Genomic DNA, 20,410 nt, shown 5'->3' on the forward strand with positions numbered 1-20,410 from the left:
GCCCCTAAGGGCGGCTCTCTCGTTGCGCGGGCTCAGCTTACAGCTGTGGACCAGCAGCCTTGATGGCGTCGGAAACTTCGAACTTCTTGAAGTTTTCGATGAACAGCTTGGCAAGGCCTTTGGCGGCCTCGTCGTAGGCAGCTTTGTCAGCCCAGTTGGTGCGCGGGTTGAGCAGCTCGGTTTCAACGCCCGGAACGGCCTTCGGCACGTCCAGGTTGATGATATCCAGGTGCTCGGTTTCAGCACCGACCAGCGCGCCGCTCTGGATCGCAGCGATCACGGCACGGGTAGTCGGGATGCTGAAGCGCTTGCCAACGCCGTAGCCACCGCCGGTCCAGCCGGTGTTGACCAGGTAGACCTTGGAGTTGAAGCCGTTGATACGCTTGATCAGCAGCTCGGCATACTCGCCTGCCGGGCGCGGGAAGAACGGTGCGCCGAAGCAGGTGGAGAAGGTCGACTTGATGCCGCCGCCCGAACCCATTTCGGTCGAACCGACCAGCGCGGTGTAGCCGGACAGGAAGTGGTAGGCCGCCTGCTCGTTGTTCAGGATCGAAACCGGTGGCAGAACACCGGTCAGGTCGCAGGTCAGGAAGATGACTGCGTTAGGCTCGCCGCCCAGGTTCGCTTCGGAACGCTTGGCAACGTGCTCCAGCGGATAGGCCGCACGGCTGTTCTGGGTCAGGCTGACATCGGTGTAGTCAGCGTGCTTGTTGGCGTCGAGCACGACGTTTTCCAGCACCGCACCGTGTTTGATGGCTTTCCAGATGACCGGCTCGTTCTTCTCGGACAGGTCGATGCACTTGGCGTAGCAGCCGCCTTCCATGTTGAAGACAACGCCTTCGCCCCAACCGTGCTCGTCGTCACCGATCAGGTAACGGCTTTCGTCGGCCGACAGGGTGGTCTTGCCAGTACCGGACAGGCCGAAGAACAGGGTCACATCGCCTTCTTCGCCGATGTTGGCCGCGCAGTGCATTGGCAGTACGTCGGCAGCCGGCAGCAGGAAGTTCTGTACCGAGAACATGGCTTTTTTCATTTCGCCGGCGTAGCGCATGCCTGCGATCAGCACTTTCTTCTGGGCGAAGTTGATGATCACGCAACCGTCGGAGTTGGTGCCGTCACGCTCAGGCTCGCACACGAAGTTGGCGACGTTCAGGACCTGCCACTGGTCGCGACCAGCCGGGTTGAACTGCTCCGGGTTGATGAACAGGCAACGACCGAACAGGTTCTGCCAGGCAGTCTGGGTGGTCATCTTCACCGGCAGGTAGTGCTCGGCGGCCGCCCCTACGTGAACGTAGGAAACGAAGTGATCCTGGGCGTTGTTGAACGCCTCGACGCGGTCCCACAGGGCATCGAACTTGTCGGCCGGGAACTTGCGGTTGATCGGGCCCCAGGAAATGGCGTCCTGGGTGGAAGGTTCTTCGACGATGAAACGGTCAGCCGGCGAACGGCCAGTACGGTGACCAGTCTCCACGACCAGTGCACCAGTATCGGCTAGTACGCCTTCACCGCGTTGCAGCGCTTCTTTTACCAGCTCATCGACGCTCAGGTCGGTGTACACGGTGTTGTTGGCTTGCGTCATGAGATACCCCATCCGGCCCGAGGCCGAGTGCTCCAAACGTTTTGTAGTTGTCTTGAAAAAACTACTACAGCGAAAAAAGTGGCCGGATTATGCCAGAAACGCCCAAAAAAAGTAGGCCCCTCCTGTCGTAACCGCGCTTTTGCGCAATTCGACAGGAGATTTCCCTGCAATTAAACGTTTCAGTGACGAGTTTCTGAGGCCGCGTCCGTGCCGCCACCGGCAAACAGTTGCGCCACATCGCTGGCATCGAAGAAATAGCGCTCGTTGCAGAACTGGCAATCGATCTCCACCGTCCCGCCGCATTCTTCCACCAACGCCTTGGCGTCGTGCTCACCCAGGCTGACCAGCGCATTACCGGAGCGCTCGCGCGAGCAACTGCAATTGAAGCGCAGTGGCTGGATATCGAACAGGCGCACGGCGTCTTCGTGGTACAGGCGGTGCAGCAGGGTTTCATTGTCCAGCGCCCACTCATCAGCCTTGAGCGTGGTGGCCAATGCCACGACGTGCTGCCAGCTTTCTTCACGCTCTTCGTCGTCCGGCTGACGATCACGCGGCAGTTGCTGCAGCAGCAGGCCACGGGCCTTGCCGGCTTCGGCATTGAGCCAGAAGCGGGTATTGAGCTGTTGCGACTGAACGAAGTAGTTGGTGAAGCACTCCGACAGGTTGGCGCCGTCGAGGTCCACGGTGCCCTGGTAGCGCTGGCCCTTGACCGGATCGATGGTCAGGGTCAGGTGGCCGTCGGGCATCAACTGCGACAGGGTGGCATCTGCCGGAATCTGGTCTGCCTCGTAACGGGCCATGCCGCGGATGTCGCGGTCACCGGAACATTCCACCATCAGCAGCGGAATCGGCCCTGCGGAACGCGCCTGCAGAATCAGCAGGCCATCGAACTTCAATGCTCCCACCAGCAAGGCGGTGGCGGCCATCAGTTCGCCAAGCAGTGCCTTGACCGGTTGAGGGTACTCATGACGCGCCAGCACCGCAGCGTAGCTGTCGTCGAGAGACACCCACTCGCCGCGCACATCGCGCTCGTCGAAGATGAAACGTTGGGTGAAATCGGTATCAGGCAAATCGCTCATAGGTTTTGGCTATCTAAAAATGATGACAAAATGGTTACAAGGGTTATCGAAAAACCTGCGAGAACCCGTGACAGAGCGATCACAAGTCGCTCCGATTTCTGTTTGCAATAGAGGTATTTTATGGACAATCGACCACTGTTCCAAGCAAGGTGGTCCTTGGGGCCATTGGCAGCCTGCACGCTGCTACCCATCGCTCTACTGTGTTTCTGGTTATGGCCCATTGGCCAGATCTTGTGCCTGACTTTCGACGAGTGGCTGTTCCACAGCCTCAATGCGCCGCTGGCCGACAGCACCACCTGGCGCTACATCTGGACCGTCGGCAGCCTGCGCCCGTTCGACATCGTTGTCGGTCTGATCCTTCTGGCGGTGCTTATCCGTGGCGACTGGGTGTTCAAGGCCGCTCAAGTTCGCCAGGCCTTTTTCGGCTTTCTGGTCACGCTACTCCTCTTAGTGGTGATTCGTGCGCTGTTTTCCAAGTGGGTGGATGCAGCAGGATGGCAACACAAGAGCCCGTCGATGATGTTTGACGACGTCGTCCACCTCAGTGACTACTACCCGAACCTGGAGGCGGCCTGGGAGCTGAAAGACCGTTCAAGCAAGAGTTTCCCGGGGGATCACGCCTCGGTGTTGCTGATCTGGGCGCTGTTCATGAGCGTGTTCAGCCGCCGGCTGGTGCATTACCTGGTAATCTGGGGGCTGGCAGTGCTGTTCATGTTGCCGCGCCTAGTGGCCGGTGCTCACTGGGGGCAGGACGACTACATCGGCGGGTTGCTGATGGCGGTGCTGGCGTTGGGCTGGAGCTATTACACGCCGCTGGCGGCCAAGGGTAGCGCAGCGTTGATGCGCTGGACGGCGCCGTTGTTCAACATCGCGGCCAAGCTACCGTTGGTCAGGCGATTGGCGGTTATCCGCTAAATCGTTGGGGCCGCTTTGCGGCCACATTCAATCAAAGCTCCCATGCAGCTGGTGAATCTGCCGGCGCTGCTTCTTGGTCGGCCGGCCATCGGTGGTCACACCCATGGCCCCGGCCTTGCGCATTTCAGCTGCCTGCTCGCGCCGGCGCACACTTTCTTCGGTTTCCTCGTATAACGTCTGCGCCTCCGGCGCCCCACGCCGCACCACCGACAACGCCTTCACCACCACGGTGCGTTCGTCAAACCCGGTGCGCAGCACAAATTCGTCCCCCACACGCGGCTCCTTGCCCGGCTTGCAACGCTCGCCCCGGCAATGCACCTTGCCACTCTCGATCGCCGCCTTGGCCAGCGCCCGCGTCTTGTAGAAGCGCGCCGCCCACAGCCACTTGTCCAGACGAACCTTGTCGTCGTCTTCGGCTTTTTGTGCCATCCCGTTACCTCGAATACTGTGTTTCATCGAACTGTACTACCGTAACCAGCGGATGCAAAAAATCCCCGCCGTGCTTACAGTTCACCACCTCATTCGCAGGGTGCGCTTCGTGAAGACATTTGACCATTTGACTGTGATCGGCCTGCGCGAGTGGGTCGCCCTGCCTGACCTCGGCGTGGCCGGGTTGCGCGCCAAGATCGACACCGGCGCCAGCACCTCCAGCCTGCACGCCACCGAGGTGGAACCCTTCGAGCGCGACGGCCAGCCCTGGGTCCGCTTCACTGCGCACCTGGGCTCGGTGGTACAACTGCGTCACCGCCGTTGCGAAGCGCCGCTGGTGACCATGAAAACCATCAAGAGCTCCAACGGCCAGGCCCAGACCCGTTATGTCATTCGCACGTCACTGGCCTTGGGCGATGGTGTCTGGGAAGTGGAGTTCACCCTGGCCTGCCGCAAGAACATGCGCTACCGCCTGTTGCTGGGTTCCAAGGCCCTGATTCACGGCCAGTTGGTGGTCAACCCTGGCCTGAAATACGTACAAGACAAACCGGCCTTTCCGGCCACTCTTTCTCCTGCCACAGGTGCTGCATGAAGATCGCTGTGCTGTCGCGCAATCCGCGTCTGTATTCCACCCGCCGCCTGGTCGAAGCCGGTACCCAGCGCGGTCACGAAATGGTGGTGATCGATACCCTGCGGGCCTACATGAACATTGCCAGCCACAAGCCGCAGATCCACTACCGCGGCAAGCCGCTGGAAGGTTTCGACGCGGTCATCCCGCGTATCGGTGCCTCGGTCACCTTCTACGGCTGCGCAGTCCTGCGCCAGTTCGAGATGATGGGGGTGTATCCGCTCAACGAGTCGGTGGCCATTGCCCGCTCGCGCGACAAACTGCGCTCGTTGCAATTGCTGTCACGACGCGGCATTGGCCTGCCGATCACCGGTTTCGCCCATTCGCCGGACGATATCCCCGACCTGATCCAGATGGTCAATGGTGCCCCGCTGGTGATCAAGGTGCTGGAAGGTACCCAAGGCATTGGTGTGGTGCTGTGTGAAACCACCCAGGCGGCCGAGTCGGTGATCGAGGCGTTCATGGGCCTGAAGCAGAACATCATGGTTCAGGAATACATCAAGGAGGCCGGTGGCGCCGACATTCGCTGCTTCGTGGTGGGCGACAAGGTGATTGCCTCGATGAAGCGCCAGGCCAAGCCGGGCGAGTTCCGCTCCAACCTGCACCGGGGGGGCGTCGCCAGCCTGATCAAGATTACCCCTGAAGAGCGGATTACCGCGATTCGTGCAGCCAAGGTGATGGGGTTGAGTGTGGCGGGTGTGGATATCCTGCGTTCCAACCATGGGCCGCTGGTGATGGAGGTGAACTCGTCACCGGGGCTGGAAGGCATTGAGGTAACCACCGGCAAGAACGTGGCCGGGATGATCATCGAGCACCTGGAGAAGAACGGCGGGCCTAATCAGACCCGGACCAAGGGTAAGGGCTGAAATTGTGGGGCTGCTTTGCAGCCCCAGCAATCACACAGCATTACGCGGTAACAACAACCCTAGCGGCAACCGCACCCGCGCCTCGATCCCACCACCGGACCGGTTGCGCAGCTCTACATTACCGCCATGCTGCGCCGCGATCCGCTTGACGATCGCCAGCCCCAGCCCGGTGCCCTTGCCACCCCGCGCCCGGTCACCACGAATGAACGGGTTGAAGATGGTCTCCAGCTCCGATTCGTCGATCCCTGTGCCACGGTCCAGCACGCTCAGCACCACATACGGCGCACTCTCATCACCCGACACATAGGCCGCTACCTCGACCCCTTTGCCAGCGTGGTGCAGGGCATTGCCGATCAGGTTGCCCAACATGCGCTTGAGCGAAACCCGGCGCAGCGGAAATGGCGGAATAGGCTCCAGGCAAAGGCGCACACGTTCTTCCGGCTGGTTGTACGGCGCCACCACTTCGCGCACAAGGTCCGCCAGGTCGACCTCTTCTACCGGCTCGTCACGGCCATCGCGGATAAAGGCCAGGAACTGATCGAGGATGGCGTCCATGTCTTCGATATCGCGGACCATGTCCTCGCTCAAGTCGCTGTCGCTGTTCAGCAGTGACAGCGACAGGCGCAAACGGGTCAGCGGTGTGCGCAGGTCATGGGAAACCCCGGCCAGCATCAGCTCACGCTCGCGCCCGGCCTGCTCGACGTCCTCGGCCATCTGGTTGAAGGCCTTGTACACCTCGGTCATTTCGCTGGGCGTATCGCTGATCGGCAGGCGCACGCTGCGCCCTTGGCCCAGCTGACGAGCGGCGAACACCAGGCGCTTGAGCGGCTGGTTCAACTGGCGCACGAAGATCCAGGCCGAAGCGGTGGACAGCAGGCCAATGGCCAGGAACCAGCCCAGTACGTTCCAGATTTTCTGCCCGCGCAGCGGGTGCGGGTACAGCGGCACTTTCAGCCAGCCGGGGCCCAGGCTTGGCGCATTGACCCACAACGCCGGTGGCGCGTGAATGCGCAGCCGAACCTCGGTGTCCTCGCCCAGCTCCGCCTGCATCTGCCGCTGGTAGATCTCGCTGTAGGGCCAGTGCTGTTCACCCTCGGGCACACCCGAGCCGGTCACGCGGATAAGGCCAGCCGCCTCGGCAATCTTGTCGCGGTTTTCTTCGTCGGCAGCCCAATAGGCACGCAAGGTCAGCGCCACACCGTGGCTGTACTGACGGTCGACCAGCACGTCCTCGTTCATCAGCAGGTAGACCAGGGTCAAGGCCTTGCTGAACAGGACCACGATCAACACCAGCCACAGGGTGCGGGCGAAGAAGCTTTGCGGAAACCAGAGCGGGGTTTTCATCGACGGCCAGGCATCATTTACCGGCGTTTCCGTCTGGCACGAACACGTAGCCCACGCCCCAGACGGTCTGGATGTAACGCGGCTTGGACGGGTCCGGCTCGATCATGCGGCGCAGGCGCGAGATCTGCACGTCGATGGAGCGCTCCAGTGCATCCCACTCGCGGCCACGGGCCAGGTTCATCAGCTTGTCACGGGTCAGCGGTTCGCGGGCGTGCATCACCAAGGCCTTGAGCACGGCGAACTCACCGGTGGTGAGCATGTGCACTTCATCGCCACGCTTGAGTTCGCGGGTAGCCAGCGACAGCTCGTAATCACCGAAAGTGACCGATTCGTCTTCGCTACCCGGTGCCCCTGGTACAGCGGGTGCCTGGCGGCGCAGCACGGCCTTGACGCGGGCCATCAGCTCGTCCGGGTTGAACGGCTTGCCCAGGTAGTCGTCGGCGCCCAGCTCCAGACCTTTGATACGGCTCAACTCATCGCCTTTTGCGGTGAGCATGATGATCGGGATCTGGTTGTTCTGCTGGCGCAGGCGCTTGCATGCGGACAGGCCATCCTCGCCCGGCAGCATCAGGTCGAGCACCACCAGGTTGAACACCTCGCGCTGCAGCAGGCGGTCCATCTGTTCGGTGTTGGGCACTGCACGGGCACGGTAGCCCTTGCTGGTGAAGAAACGTTCCAGCAGGCTGCTTAGCCCCGGGTCGTCGTCGACGATGAGAATCTTGTCACCTTCAGCGGTGTTTGCGGTGCCGGTCATGAATAACTCCTCTGATATCGCCGCGCATTATGGCGTAGCCATTGCTGCACGTTGCGTGAGCATTGTTAGCAGATTTTTCCCCGGGCGCCAGTTCCGGCTGGCCGGGCGCCATCACCGCAAGCCGTTTGCGGTGGGTATAATGCGCGGCTTTCATCCAGCGCCGCCGGGCGAAAAGCCCACAGGCGACCCCCGTATTCACAAATGTCAGGTGGTTTACATGGACAGCATCAACAGCCGTATCGCCGAGGAACTGGGCGTACGCCCCCAGCAGGTCGAGGCGGCCGTGGGCCTGTTGGACGAAGGCTCGACCGTGCCTTTCATCGCCCGTTATCGCAAGGAAGTGACCGGTAGCCTGGACGACACCCAACTGCGCCATCTGGAAGAGCGCCTGCGCTACCTGCGCGAACTCGACGAGCGCCGCGCCAGCATCCTGTCCAGCATCGAGGAACAAGGCAAGCTGACCCCGGAGCTGGCCCGCGAAATCAAGCTGGCCGACACCAAGACCCGCCTCGAAGACCTGTACCTGCCGTACAAGCAAAAGCGCCGCACCAAGGGCCAGATCGCCCTGGAAGCCGGCCTGGGCGAACTGGCCGACGGCCTGTTCAACGACCCGACCCTGGCACCGGAAAGCGAAGCCGCACGCTTCGTCAACGCCGAAAAAGGCGTGGCCGACGTCAAGGCTGCGCTGGAAGGCGCCAAGTACATCCTGATGGAGCGTTTCGCCGAAGACGCCTCGCTGCTCGAAAAACTGCGCAACTTCCTCAAGCAGGAGTCGGTGCTCAGCGCCCGCGTGGTACCGGGCAAGGAAGAAGAAGGCGCCAAGTTCCGCGACTACTTCGCCCACGACGAACTGCTGCGCACCGCCCCGTCGCACCGCGCCCTGGCAATCTTCCGTGGGCGCAACGAAGGCGTGCTGAGTGCCTCGCTGAAAGTCGGCGAAGAGCTGCCTGGCACCCTGCACCCGTGCGAAGTGATGATCGGCAACCACGTCGGCATCGAAAACCGCAGCCGCCCGGCCGACAAGTGGCTGGGTGAAGTGGTGCGCTGGACCTGGAAGGTCAAGCTGTACACCCACCTGGAAACCGACCTGTTCGGCGAGTTGCGTGACAACGCCGAAGGCGAGGCGATCAACGTGTTCGCCCACAACCTGCACGACCTGCTGCTGGCCGCCCCGGCCGGCCCGCGCGCCACCCTGGGCTTCGACCCGGGCCTGCGCACCGGTTGCAAGATCGCCGTGGTCGATGCCACCGGCAAGCTGCTGGACCACACCACGGTCTACCCGCACGCGCCGAAAAACGACTGGGACCGCACCCTATCCATCATGGCCGCGCTGTGCGCCAAGCACTCGGTGGAGCTGGTCGCCATCGGCAACGGCACCGCCAGCCGCGAAAGCGACAAGCTGGTGACCGAACTGGTGAAAAAATACCCAGCGTTGAAAATCACCAAGATCATGGTCTCCGAAGCTGGTGCTTCGGTGTACTCGGCATCGGAACTGGCCGCCCGCGAGTTCCCGGACCTGGACGTGTCGATCCGAGGCGCCGTGTCGATCGCCCGCCGCCTGCAGGACCCACTGGCAGAGCTGGTGAAGATCGACCCGAAATCCATCGGTGTCGGCCAGTACCAGCACGACGTGTCCCAGTTGAAACTGGCGCGTAGCCTGGATGCCGTGGTCGAGGACTGCGTGAACGCCGTCGGCGTGGACGTGAACACCGCCTCGGTGGCGCTGCTGACCCGTATTTCCGGCCTTAACGCCACGCTGGCGCAGAATATCGTCGCCCACCGCGATGCCAACGGCCCGTTCGCTACCCGTGCAGCCCTGAAAAAGGTCAGCCGCCTCGGTGAGAAAACCTTCGAGCAAGCCGCCGGCTTCCTGCGTGTGATGAACGGCGACAACCCGCTGGACGCCTCTGCAGTACACCCCGAGGCCTACCCGCTGGTGCAACGCATTGCCGCCGACACCGACCGCGACATCCGTTCGCTGATCGGCGACAGCAGCTTCCTCAAGCGCCTGGACCCGAAAAAGTTCACCGACGAAACCTTCGGCCTGCCGACCGTCACCGACATCCTGCAGGAGCTGGACAAGCCGGGCCGCGACCCACGCCCCGAGTTCAAGACCGCCACCTTCCAGGACGGCGTCGAAGACCTCAAGGACCTGGAGCCGGGCATGATCCTCGAAGGCGTGGTCACCAACGTCACCAACTTTGGCGCCTTCGTCGACATCGGCGTACACCAGGACGGCCTGGTACACATCTCGGCGCTGTCGGAAAAGTTCGTCAAGGACCCGCGTGAAGCGGTCAAGGCTGGCGACGTGGTCAAGGTCAAGGTCATGGAAGTGGACATCCCGCGCAAGCGCGTCGGCCTGTCCATGCGCATGAGCGACACACCGGGCGAAAAGGTCGAAGGCAACCGCGGCGGCAACCGTGGCAATGGCGGCAACCGTCAGCAGCAGGCCCCACGCCAGCGTGAAACCGCAACTGCCGCACCGGCCAACAACGCCATGGCCGCCCTGTTCGCCAACGCCAAGCAGCTGAAGAAGAAGTGATGGACGTACCACGCGAATACGTCGAGAGCGCCTTCAGCCAACTGCTGGGCTGCCGCCTGCAACGCCTGGAAACCGGTGTTGCCGAGGTAGCCCTGGCACTTGAGCCGCACTTGCGCAACCGTGGCCAGAAGCTGCACGGCGGGGCGATCTTCAGCCTGGTAGACATCGCCATGGGCCTGGCTTGCTCGGCCAGCCATGGCTTTGACCAGCAAAGCGTCACCATCGAGTGCAAGATCAACTACATGCGCGCCGTCAGTGACGGCGAAGTGCTGTGTACCGCCCGCGTGCTGCACGCCGGGCGGCGTACCCTGGTGGTCGACGCCGACGTAGTCCAGGGCGACAAACTGGTGGCAAAAGCGCAAGGAACCTTCGCGGTTCTCTAGCTCACCAAGCTGTATCTGCGGTATTTTCAGCAGTGCGCTGGCACTGCTGGAACCGCGTAAACCAGGCGACAACGCCAGTTCCTTTCTTCCTACCCTTGTAGACCGTTATCTCTACCCCCATATTGGGGCGACTGACGCGTGAAGGAATACATCTTGAGCGACCTCCTCAACCGCCGCCTGAGCCTGCTCGGCGCCAATCTTCCCCTGCTCAAGCAGTGCCTGCACGGTATTGAGCGCGAATGCCTGCGCGTGACCGACGAAGGTCGCCTGGCCCAGACCCCGCACCCGGAAGCCCTGGGGTCGGCGCTGACCAACGAGCAGATCACCACCGACTATTCCGAGTCGCTGCTGGAGTTCATCACCCCAGCCCTGCCCGGCCCGGCCAAGGTACTCGAAAGCCTCGAACAGACCCACCGCTTCGTCTACAGCAAGCTGGGCGACGAATACCTGTGGAGCCCGTCGATGCCGTGCACGCTGCCGGCCGAGGAGGACATCCCGATTGCCGAGTACGGCACCTCGAACATCGGCAAGCTCAAGCACGTCTACCGCAAGGGCCTGGCCCTGCGCTACGGCCGCACCATGCAGTGCATCGCCGGTATCCATTACAACTTCTCGCTGCCCGAGGCCCTGTGGCCGCTGCTGCGTGAGGCAGAGGGCGCTAGCGAAAACGACCGCGACTACCAGTCGTCAGCCTACATCGCCCTGATCCGCAACTTCCGCCGCTACAGCTGGCTGCTGATGTACCTGTTCGGCGCCTCGCCAGCCCTGGACAAAGGCTTCCTGCGTGGCCGCCCGCACCAGCTCGAAGAGCTGGATGCCGAAACCCTGTTCCTGCCCTATGCCACCAGCCTGCGCATGAGCGACCTGGGCTATCAGAGCAACGCCCAGGCCGGCCTCACGCCGTGCTACAACAACCTGGCCAGCTACACCGATAGCCTGCGCAAGGCCGTGGGTACGCCCTACCCGCCTTATGTTGAAGTCGGTACCCACGTGGACGGCGAGTGGGTGCAACTGAACACCAACATCCTGCAGATCGAGAACGAGTACTACTCGAACATCCGCCCCAAGCGGGTCACCTACACCGGCGAACGGCCGATCCAGGCCCTGACCTCGCGTGGCGTGCAGTATGTGGAAGTGCGTTGCCTGGACATCAACCCGTTCCTGCCGGTAGGCATCGACCTGCCCGAGGCACGCTTCCTCGATGCGTTCCTGCTGTTCTGCGCACTGGAAGACAGCCCGCAGCTGGACAACGGCGAATGCGGCCAGTGCACCAGCAACTTCCTGACCGTGGTCAAGGAAGGCCGCCGCCCGGGCCTTGAGCTGCACCGCAATGGCCAGCCGATCAGCCTGAAAGACTGGGCCAGCGAACTGATTCAGCGTATTCGACCGTTGGCCAATCTGCTCGACCAGGCGCAAGGTGGTGAGGATCACGCCAAGGCCCTGGATGCGCAGCAAGCCAAGGTCGACGACGCTTCGCTGACCCCGTCGGCCCAGGTGCTGGCACGCATGGCCGAACACGACGAAACCTTCGTCCAGTTCTCTCTGCGCCAAAGCCGGATCCACGCCGAAACGTTCCGCGAGCAGCCTCTGAGCAACGAGCAACAGCAGGCGTTCGAAACACTGGCCCGTGAATCGCTTGCCAAGCAGTCCGAGCTGGAACAGCAAGAAGTCGGTGACTTCGACCTGTTCGTCGGTGCCTACCAGGCCAGTATCCTGGCAATCAGCAACTGATGAACCGCACCGCCACCCCGCGCAAGCCACGCGCAAGCAGCCAGGCCAGGATCGAAGCGATCCTGGCGGCTGCACGCGAATTGCTGGCCGAGCAAGGGGTGGCGGCACTGTCCATCTACAGTGTGGCCGAACGGGCACAGATTCCGCCGTCTTCGGTGTATCACTTCTTCGCCAGCGTGCCAGCGTTGCTGGAAGCGTTGACGGCCGATGTACACCGGGCGTTTCGCGAGGCACTGGGCGCACCAATCGACAGCACTGCGTTCAGCAGCTGGCACGAGCTGTCACGGCTGATCGAAGAACGCATGCTTGATATCTATAACGGGGATGCCGCAGCGCGGCAGTTGATCCTGGCCCAGCATGGACTGAGTGAGGTGGTGCAGGCCGACCGGCAGCACGACATGGAACTGGGCGACTTGATGCACAAGTTGTTCGACCAGCATTTTCACCTGCCGGTGATGCCACTGGATGTGGACGTGTTTGCCCTGGCCATGGAACTGAGCGACCGGGTGTATGCGCGATCGGTGCAGTTGCACGAAGCGATCACCCCGCGCATGGCCGAAGAAGGCAAGCGGGTGTTCGAGGCGTATCTGGGGTTGTACCTGCCGCCGTTTCTGGCCAAACGTTCCAGCTGACATTACCGGGGCCGCATTGCAGCCCCGGTATCGGCAGCGCCATCACAGCTTGGCGATAGACACTTCAGTCGACTTCACAAAAGCAATTACCTCGCTGCCAACCTGCAGCTCCAGCTCACGCACGGAGCGGGTGGTGATGACCGAGGTGACGATACCCGAGGCAGTCTGCACGTCGATTTCCGACAGTACCGGGCCTTCGAGGATTTCTTTCACGGTGCCTTTGAACTGGTTGCGGACGTTGATGGCTTTGATAGTCATGGTTTGATTCCTTCTCTATGGCTTCAGTCTGGTAAGTGAGTGAGTCAGTGCGCCCAACGCAACTGCGTGGGCAGAGGGGCTACAGGGTCCGGCTCGGGCGCAGCGCCCGGGGCCGACAGAACACGGTTGAGCACTTCGCTTTCCAGCGAGGCCAGGCGGTGCGAACCACGCGCCCGGGGCCGTGCCAGGTCGACAGTGAGGTCGAGCCCGACCTCGCCGTCCTCGATCAGAATCACCCGGTCAGCCACGGCAACGGCTTCACTGACATCGTGGGTAACCAACAGCACGGTGAAGCCATGCTGACGCCACAGGCGCTCGATCAATTGCTGCATCTCGATACGGGTCAATGCATCCAACGCACCCAGCGGCTCATCCAGCAGCAGCAGGCGTGGCTGGTGAATCAAGGCGCGGGCCAAGGCCACGCGCTGCTTCTGGCCACCCGAAAGCGCGGCCGGCCATTCATTGGCGCGGTCGGCCAGGCCCACCGCCTCGAGCGCTTCCAGCGCACGCGGGCGCCAGTCGCCAGACAGGCCCAGGCCAACGTTGTCGATCACCTTCTTCCAGGGCAGCAGGCGTGCGTCCTGAAACATCAGGCGTGTTTCCTCACGGGCCTCTTCCAGCGGCGCAGCACCGGCCAGCAGTTGGCCGGCGGTGGGTTGATCGAGCCCGGCCAGCAGGCGCAGCAAGGTGCTCTTGCCGCAGCCGCTGCGGCCAACGATGGCAACGAACTGACCGGCCGGAATATGCAGGTCGATACCTTTCAGCACTTCGCGCTGGCCAAAAGTCTTGCGCAGGCCGTTGGAGGCCAGCGGGATGCCACGCAGCAGGCGAGGCGGCTGTTCCTTGAGCACGGTCATGCGCCCTCCTTCCTGGCGACTTGATAGGCTGGGTGCCAGCGCAACCACACACGCTCCAGGCCGCGAGCGGCGAGGTCGGCAAGCTTGCCGAGCACGGCGTACAAGACGATGGCCAGTACCACCACGTCGGTCTGCAGGAACTCTCGGGCATTCATTGCCAGGTAACCGATGCCGGCGTTGGCCGAGATGGTTTCCGCCACGATCAAGGTCAGCCACATGAAGCCCAGCGCGAAGCGCACCCCCACCAGAATCGATGGCAGCGCCCCCGGCAGGATCACCTGACGGAACAGGCTGAAGCCGGACAAGCCATAGCTGCGCGCCATTTCCACCAATGCCGGGTCGACATTACGAATGCCGTGGTAGGTGTTCAGGTAAATCGGGAACAACGTGCCCAGCGCGACCAGGAAAATCTTTGCCGACTCGTCGATACCGAACCACAGGATCACCAGCGGGATCAGCGCCAGGTGTGGCACGTTGCGGATCATCTGCACCGAGCTGTCGAGCAGGCGTTCGCCCCAGTTCGACAGGCCGGTGATGAACCCCAGCACCAGGCCGATGCTGCCGCCGATGGCAAAGCCCAGGCCGGCACGCCAGCCACTGATGGCCAGGTGAGTCCAGATATCACCGCTGCGCACCAGCTCGACACCGGCGCTGACCACAGCGCTGGGTGCCGGCAGAATGCGTGTCGACAGCCAGCCAGCGCTGACCGCCAGCTGCCAGGCTGCCAACAGCAGTACCGGCAGCGCCCACGGCGCCAGGCGCTGGGCCAGGTTGGAAGAAGTTGCACGACTCATGGCCCGGCCCTCAGCTCTGCGACACGGACTTGGGCAGGATGTCGTTGGCCACCATCTCGCCGAACGGGCTTACGTAGCCGCCGGTTTTCGGTTGCTCCGGGCGTTGCACATCGAGGTGTGGGAACAGCAGTTCGGCAACCCGGTACGACTCTTCCAGGTGTGGATAACCCGAGAAGATGAAGGTATCGATACCCAGCTCGGCGTACTCCTTGACCCGTGCCGCCACAGTCGGGCCATCGCCCACCAGTGCGGTACCGGCGCCGCCGCGGACCAGGCCAACACCTGCCCACAGGTTGGGGCTGACTTCCAGGTTGTCACGGTTGCCGCCGTGCAGGGCAGCCATGCGCTGCTGGCCCACCGAGTCAAAGCGCGCCAGTGAGGCCTGGGCACGGGCGATGGTGTCATCGTCCAGGTGCGAAATCAGCTTGTCGGCAGCGGCCCAGGCCTCTTCGTTGGTTTCCCGCACGATCACGTGCAGGCGGATACCGAAGCGTACTTCTCGGCCTTGAGCGGCCGCTTTTTCGCGCACCTGGGCAATTTTTTCGGCAACGGCTGCCGGTGGCTCACCCCAGGTCAGGTACAGCTCGACCTGCTCGGCGGCCAGGTCCTGTGCTGCCTCGGACGAACCGCCGAAATACAGCGGCGGACGTGGCTGCTGAATAGGTGGGTAGAGCAGCTTGGCGCCCTTCACCTGAATGTGCTTGCCGTCGTAATCGACGTTTTCGCCTTCCAGCACCTTGCGCCAGATACGGGTGAACTCGACCGAGGCTTCGTAGCGCTCTTCATGGCTCAGGTGCAGGCCATCACCGGCCAGTTCGTCCGGGTCGCCACCGGTTACCAGGTTGAACAGGGCACGGCCATTGGACAGGCGGTCCAGCGTTGCCGCCTGGCGTGCTGCCACGGTTGGCGAAATGATGCCTGGGCGCAGGGCTACCAGGAATTTCAGTCGCTGGGTCACAGGGATCAGCGACGCGGCCACCAGCCAGGAGTCCTCGCAGGAGCGCCCGGTGGGGATCAGCACCCCGCCAAAACCCAGACGGTCAGCGGCTTGGGCGATCTGCTGCAAGTAACCGTGGTCGACCGCACGGGCGCCGTCGGAAGTGCCCAGGTACTTGCCGTCACCGTGGGTTGGGAGGAACCAGAAAATGTTAAGGCTCATTGGAGTTGTCTCCTCAAGGGTGGCTCAAGCCAGGGCGACGCCCCGGCACAGGCGAATCAATCAAGGCGCGCTAGCGACCTTGGCCGGGGGTGTCCAGATCACGTCCTTGATGCTCAGTGGCTTGGGTATCAGCTTGAGCGCCTGGAAGGTGTCGGCGATTTTCTGTTGTGCGGCCACAACCTCAGGGGTGAGCGGCGCTGCTCCGTAGCCTTGGCGTTTGACAGAGGTCAGGGTGATGTCGGTGGGCAGGCCGAGCAGCGGTGCGACCTGGTCGGTCACTTCTTGCGGGTTGGCCTGGGACCACTCGCCCACGGCGCGCACTTCCTCGATCACGGTGTTGATCACCGCCGGGTGCTGGCTGGCGTAGTTGCGGGTGGCCAGGTAGAACTGGTGGTTGTCGACCAGGCCCTTGCCATCACGCAGGGTGCGGGCCTGCAGCTGTTGCTCGGCGGCGGCCTGGTACGGGTCCCAGATGACCCAGGCATCCACACTGCCCCGCTCGAAGGCGGCGCGGGCATCGGCGGGTGGCAGGTACACGGGCTGGATGTCGCTGTATTTCAGGCCGGCATCTTCCAGCGCGCGTACCAACAGGTAGTGAACGTTCGAGCCTTTGTTGAGGACGACTTTCTTGCCCTTGAGGTCTTTCACCGACTGGATCGGTGAGCCTTTCGGCACCAGGATCGCCTCGCTGTGTGGTGCAGGCGGCTCGTACGCCACATACAGCAGGTCGGCGCCGGCAGCCTGGGCGAATACAGGCGGGGTCTCGCCAGTCACGCCGAAATCGATGGAGCCGACATTCAGCCCTTCAAGCAGCTGTGGGCCACCAGGAAACTCGGTCCACTGCACCTGCACGCCCTGCTCTGCCAGGCGCTTTTCCAGCGTGCCCTTGGCCTTGAGCAGCACCAGGGTGCCGTATTTCTGGTAACCGATACGCAGGCTTTCGGCCTGGGCTTGGGTAATGGCGCCGAAGGACACAGCCGCCGCAAACAGGGCGACCAGACCGCGACGCAAGAAGACTGTGCGCATGGCGCTCTCCTGTACGTTTGGGTTCGGGTTGCACCTGCTTGCCTCGTTGTCGGGCGAGTAAGGTGGTGTAGCGGGTTGGGCCGGTCAGATGCTCCAGCGAGCGCTGATCAGGCGTTCATTCAGTACGCCGGGGGCCACGGGGCGTGGGCGGCGGGCCAAGGCAACGTGGAAGGCTTCCAGCGAGTCCAGCAGGCGTTCTTCCAGCGCCGGTGCCAGCTGCGCGGGTTTGGAGCCTTCTGCGTAAGCCACCTGGCTGTCGTCGGCGAAGATCCCTTGCAGGGTCTCTTGAGCCTTGAGTGCCGACAGCACGGGTTTCAACGCGTAATCCACCGCCAGCATGTGGGCGATGCTGCCGCCCGTGGCGATCGGCAATACGATCTTGTGCGCCAGAGCGCGTTCGGGCAGCAGGTCGAGCAGTGTTTTCAGGGCGCCGGCAAACGAGGCCTTGTACACCGGGGTGGAAACGATCAGGCCATCGGCCTGGGCTACCAACTGTTGGAAGTGCTGTACCTGCGGGCTGTCGAAACGGGCATGCAGCAGGTCTTCGGCGGAGAAGTCACGTACCTGGAACGTCACGACCTCTACGCCACGGTCCTGCAGCCACTGGCGCGAACGCTCGAGCAGCACGCCAGAGCGTGAGCGGGTACTGGGGCTACCACCGATTGATACGACCAGCATTGCAGCGCTTCCTTGTGTTCTGTTGGAAGTGACATTAACAGCTGCCACATATATCTAGAAATCATATTTTTTCATTTGTTTATTCCATTTTTGTTTTTCCTCAATTTCCTCCACTTGTTTCAGCAGGCATAAAAAAGGGCCGTCGAAACGGTCCGAAAATCCCTGCTTGGCTAAGAGCAATACAACGAGGAATGCATTTAACGATTCGGCTGCGGGGTCAGACGCAGGTAGGGTTTGACCGCCCGGTAACCTTTGGGGAAGCGCTGCTTGAGCTCTTCCTCATCTTTGAGCGAAGGCACGATCACCACCTCGTCGCCGTCCTGCCAGTTACCGGGGGTGGCGACCTTGTGGTTGTCGGTCAGTTGCAGCGAGTCGATCACCCGCAGAATTTCATTGAAGTTGCGCCCGGTACTGGCCGGATAGGTGATGGTCAGGCGCACCTTCTTGTTCGGGTCGATCACGAACAGCGAACGCACGGTTAGGGTGTCGCTGGCGTTCGGGTGGATCAGGTCGTACAGGTCGGACACCTTGCGGTCGGCGTCGGCGATGATGGGGAAGTTGACCACGGTGTTCTGGGTTTCGTTGATGTCATCGATCCAGCGGTGGTGCGAGTCGACCGGGTCCACCGACAAGGCGATGGCCTTGACTCCACGCTTGGCGAAATCATCCTTGAGCTTGGCGGTCAGGCCCAGCTCGGTGGTGCACACCGGGGTGAAGTCGGCGGGGTGGGAGAACAATACCCCCCAGCTGTTGCCCAGCCACTCGTGGAAGCGGATTTTGCCTTCGCTGGAATCCTGTTCGAAATCGGGGGCGATATCGCCGAGTTTGAGGCTCATGGGCTGCGGCTCCTTGGCTGGGTTCTGTACCGTATGGGTTCAATGTGCCTGCATTCGGTTAAAAACAAAAAGAATAAATAACAATTTATTTATAACCAAAATACATACCAATTTGTAGGCACAAAAAAGCCTCGCACTAGGCGAGGCTCTTGGATCAGCTACGGCTTACAGGAAGTTGTAAGTGTAGTTGAAGATCAGACGGGTCTGATCCTGGTCAGCCAGCGAGCTGGTGCCGGTGCCACGGTATACGCCGTGACGCAGGCTGGCGCCCAGGCCCTTGAAGGTGCCTTCCTGGATGACGTAGTCAACGCGGGCGTCACGTTCCCATTCGCTGAAGGTGCCGTTGCCGTTGGCGTTCTTGCCGTCTTCACCTTTCAGGTAGGAAACCGAAGCTTTCAGGCCTGGCACGCCCAGACGTGCGAAATCATAGGCGTACTGACCGAAGGTGGTGTTTTCACCGGCCTTGGCGAACTGGTTGATCATGCTGTCGGTAAACAGGTAGAAGCTGGAGCCACCGGCGCCTTCGTTGCGACCGTTGCCATCAACAACGCTGCCTTGGTTCAGCCAGACGAAGCCACCGTCGTCATTGACGCGCTGGTGGCCGAGCAGGAACGAGTGGCCACCCAGGGTATAGGTGAAGATCGCGGACCAAGTCTTGTTGTCGACCTCGCCGAGGTTCTTGGCATAGCCACCGTTGTTGTTGAAGTTGTAACCGCCGCCGTCGCCGTTCTTGCCGTCGCTGCTGCTGTCGAAGTAGCGCAGGTCGGTTTTGAACGACTGGTCGTCAGCGATCTTGAATACGTGCGTCGCGCCCAGGAAGTGCTGCTTGTAGAAGTCTTCCAGGTTCGAGTAGTAGTACTGCAGGGTCAGGTCTGGCGTGAGCTTGTAGTCCAGACCACCGTAGCGGAACTTGTTACTGTCCTGGCTGGCACCGGCAATCGACAGGCCGGTACGGTTGCTCGAAGCGCGGCCCATGGCGTGGGTCAGCTGGCCGGCGTTGATGGTCAGGTTGTCGATTTCCTTCGACTGGATGGTGCCACCCTCGAAGGTTTGCGGCAGCAGACGGCCATCGTTGGAGACCAGGATCGGCAGGTTTGGCGCCAGGGCGCTACCGTAGTGAACCTCAGTCTTCGAGAAGCGTGCCTTGGCGTTGGCGCCAACACGAGCCCACTGGCTTACAGCCGAACCGTCGGTGTCGCTCGGGAAGAAGCTGCTGTTGTCTGGGTGCTTGCCACGGCCACCATCCAGGTGGATACCCCACAGGGCCTGGGCATCGACACCGAAGCCAACGGTGCCTTCAGTGAAGCCGGAGATGTAGTCGAGCTTGAAGCCCTGACCCGACTCACGGTTGTCGGCACCGCCATCACGGTTGTCGTTGTTGAAGTACATGGTGCGCGAGCTGAGCGACAGTTTGCTGTCTTCAACGAAACCGGCAGCGCCTGCTTGTTGGGCGAGAACCCCCAGTGCCACGGCCAGGGCCAGGCTGGACTTGTACATGTTTTGCTCCTCTACGTTCTAATTCTTGTGTATCTCTGGCGGAGGGGTCTGCTGCCCCGCTCACCGTGGATTGGCGATTTAGTCCCAAAGCGTGACTCATAAGTCAATCGTTTCTAAACGTTTCGAGACTTTGGTCTAAGACGCCACCTGCGCTACAGGATAATGACAATCCTATAAATCCAAAATGACCGTTTTATGAATTTGTAAGATTTTTAAGGAATATGTTAGGAACCTTTACTACCATTCGTTGTAGCAGCCGCGCCATTCATAACATTTGGTTATTTGCAAACGTTTGCTCATAACCTAATTCCGTATCGTTCTATAGGGACGAAAAAGCCTAGCAGGTGCCTCGACATTCGCCATTGAGGGTAATCACCGATCCTGGGCTTAAAGCATTTGGCTCCTAAGCTAATGCAAAAAAGT

20 protein-coding genes are annotated in these 20,410 nt (G+C 61.7%); 7 read left to right on the forward strand and 13 right to left on the reverse strand.

Annotation, left to right across the window (positions count from 1 at the left end):
• Nucleotides 1-37 precede the first annotated feature (37 nt).
• A complete protein-coding gene (locus D8767_RS28090) occupies nucleotides 38-1,579 on the reverse strand; it encodes a phosphoenolpyruvate carboxykinase (RefSeq protein WP_016714468.1) in 1,542 nt (513 codons plus the stop codon).
• A gap of 179 nt (nucleotides 1,580-1,758) precedes the next feature.
• On the reverse strand, nucleotides 1,759-2,658 hold the full coding sequence (hslO, locus tag D8767_RS28095; RefSeq protein ID WP_016714467.1) for an Hsp33 family molecular chaperone HslO: 900 nt from the start codon (nucleotides 2,656-2,658) through the stop codon (nucleotides 1,759-1,761).
• 120 nt (nucleotides 2,659-2,778) lie between these two features.
• On the opposite strand from hslO, the gene D8767_RS28100 reads away from it, so the two are divergent.
• Nucleotides 2,779-3,573 carry a phosphatase PAP2 family protein gene (locus D8767_RS28100; RefSeq protein WP_016714466.1) on the forward strand — a complete coding sequence of 265 codons (795 nt, stop codon included), beginning with the start codon at nucleotides 2,779-2,781 and terminating at the stop codon, nucleotides 3,571-3,573.
• Between the two features lie 27 nt (nucleotides 3,574-3,600).
• Here D8767_RS28100 and D8767_RS28105 read toward each other — a convergent pair whose 3' ends face one another.
• Nucleotides 3,601-4,002, reverse strand: a complete 402-nt coding sequence (locus D8767_RS28105) for an RNA-binding S4 domain-containing protein (protein WP_016714465.1) — start codon at nucleotides 4,000-4,002, stop codon at nucleotides 3,601-3,603.
• A gap of 109 nt (nucleotides 4,003-4,111) precedes the next feature.
• On the opposite strand from D8767_RS28105, the gene D8767_RS28110 reads away from it, so the two are divergent.
• Both D8767_RS28110 and rimK read left to right on the forward strand, forming a co-directional pair.
• Nucleotides 4,112-4,594, forward strand: coding sequence for an ATP-dependent zinc protease (locus D8767_RS28110; RefSeq protein WP_025754077.1), 483 nt, complete (start codon nucleotides 4,112-4,114; stop codon nucleotides 4,592-4,594).
• On the forward strand, nucleotides 4,591-5,496 hold the full coding sequence (gene rimK, locus D8767_RS28115; protein ID WP_012316721.1) for a 30S ribosomal protein S6--L-glutamate ligase: 906 nt from the start codon (nucleotides 4,591-4,593) through the stop codon (nucleotides 5,494-5,496). The genes D8767_RS28110 and rimK overlap by 4 nt, the downstream gene beginning before the upstream one ends.
• A 30-nt stretch (nucleotides 5,497-5,526) precedes the next feature.
• Here rimK and D8767_RS28120 read toward each other — a convergent pair whose 3' ends face one another.
• Complete coding sequence (locus tag D8767_RS28120; RefSeq protein WP_016714463.1) at nucleotides 5,527-6,840, reverse strand: ATP-binding protein; 1,314 nt, start codon at nucleotides 6,838-6,840, stop codon at nucleotides 5,527-5,529.
• A 13-nt stretch (nucleotides 6,841-6,853) separates the two neighbouring features.
• Nucleotides 6,854-7,594 (reverse strand): two-component system response regulator OmpR, encoded by a 741-nt coding sequence (gene ompR / locus D8767_RS28125; protein WP_016484407.1) that lies wholly within the window; start codon nucleotides 7,592-7,594, stop codon nucleotides 6,854-6,856.
• A 217-nt stretch (nucleotides 7,595-7,811) separates the two neighbouring features.
• On the opposite strand from ompR, the gene D8767_RS28130 reads away from it, so the two are divergent.
• From D8767_RS28130 to D8767_RS28145, 4 genes are all read left to right on the forward strand, one after another.
• Nucleotides 7,812-10,136 carry a Tex family protein gene (locus D8767_RS28130; protein ID WP_016714462.1) on the forward strand — a complete coding sequence of 775 codons (2,325 nt, stop codon included), beginning with the start codon at nucleotides 7,812-7,814 and terminating at the stop codon, nucleotides 10,134-10,136.
• A complete protein-coding gene (locus D8767_RS28135; protein ID WP_003257433.1) occupies nucleotides 10,136-10,519 on the forward strand; it encodes a PaaI family thioesterase in 384 nt (127 codons plus the stop codon). The genes D8767_RS28130 and D8767_RS28135 overlap by 1 nt, the downstream gene beginning before the upstream one ends.
• A gap of 153 nt (nucleotides 10,520-10,672) precedes the next feature.
• Entirely contained in the window at nucleotides 10,673-12,250 is a 1,578-nt protein-coding gene (gene gshA, locus D8767_RS28140) for a glutamate--cysteine ligase (protein WP_372237764.1), read from the forward strand.
• A complete protein-coding gene (locus D8767_RS28145) occupies nucleotides 12,250-12,882 on the forward strand; it encodes a TetR/AcrR family transcriptional regulator (protein WP_016714460.1) in 633 nt (210 codons plus the stop codon). Before gshA ends, D8767_RS28145 begins: the two co-directional genes overlap by 1 nt.
• A 42-nt stretch (nucleotides 12,883-12,924) precedes the next feature.
• On the opposite strand, the gene D8767_RS28150 is transcribed toward D8767_RS28145, so the two are convergent.
• From D8767_RS28150 to D8767_RS28185, 8 genes are all read right to left on the reverse strand, one after another.
• Nucleotides 12,925-13,140: a molybdopterin-binding protein gene (locus tag D8767_RS28150; RefSeq protein WP_003255829.1), complete on the reverse strand. Its 216-nt coding sequence runs from the start codon at nucleotides 13,138-13,140 to the stop codon at nucleotides 12,925-12,927.
• 44 nt (nucleotides 13,141-13,184) lie between these two features.
• Nucleotides 13,185-13,997, reverse strand: a complete 813-nt coding sequence (gene ssuB / locus D8767_RS28155) for an aliphatic sulfonates ABC transporter ATP-binding protein (protein WP_016714459.1) — start codon at nucleotides 13,995-13,997, stop codon at nucleotides 13,185-13,187.
• The gene (gene ssuC / locus D8767_RS28160) at nucleotides 13,994-14,791 is read right to left on the reverse strand and encodes an aliphatic sulfonate ABC transporter permease SsuC (protein ID WP_016714458.1); all 798 of its coding nucleotides are present in this window, start codon (nucleotides 14,789-14,791) and stop codon (nucleotides 13,994-13,996) included. The genes ssuB and ssuC overlap by 4 nt, the downstream gene beginning before the upstream one ends.
• A 10-nt stretch (nucleotides 14,792-14,801) precedes the next feature.
• Complete coding sequence (gene ssuD, locus D8767_RS28165) at nucleotides 14,802-15,950, reverse strand: FMNH2-dependent alkanesulfonate monooxygenase (protein ID WP_016714457.1); 1,149 nt, start codon at nucleotides 15,948-15,950, stop codon at nucleotides 14,802-14,804.
• A 60-nt stretch (nucleotides 15,951-16,010) separates the two neighbouring features.
• Nucleotides 16,011-16,976 (reverse strand): sulfonate ABC transporter substrate-binding protein, encoded by a 966-nt coding sequence (locus tag D8767_RS28170; protein ID WP_016714456.1) that lies wholly within the window; start codon nucleotides 16,974-16,976, stop codon nucleotides 16,011-16,013.
• A gap of 84 nt (nucleotides 16,977-17,060) precedes the next feature.
• Nucleotides 17,061-17,654 (reverse strand): NADPH-dependent FMN reductase, encoded by a 594-nt coding sequence (gene ssuE / locus D8767_RS28175; protein WP_016714455.1) that lies wholly within the window; start codon nucleotides 17,652-17,654, stop codon nucleotides 17,061-17,063.
• Between the two features lie 197 nt (nucleotides 17,655-17,851).
• Complete coding sequence (locus D8767_RS28180; RefSeq protein WP_016714454.1) at nucleotides 17,852-18,490, reverse strand: peroxiredoxin; 639 nt, start codon at nucleotides 18,488-18,490, stop codon at nucleotides 17,852-17,854.
• 165 nt (nucleotides 18,491-18,655) lie between these two features.
• Nucleotides 18,656-19,987 (reverse strand): OprD family porin, encoded by a 1,332-nt coding sequence (locus D8767_RS28185; protein ID WP_016714453.1) that lies wholly within the window; start codon nucleotides 19,985-19,987, stop codon nucleotides 18,656-18,658.
• Between the last annotated feature and the right edge of the window lie 423 nt (nucleotides 19,988-20,410).

Source organism: Pseudomonas sp. LTGT-11-2Z, from assembly GCF_003691445.1.
In the GTDB taxonomy this organism is placed as follows: Bacteria; Pseudomonadota; Gammaproteobacteria; order Pseudomonadales; family Pseudomonadaceae; genus Aquipseudomonas; species Aquipseudomonas monteilii.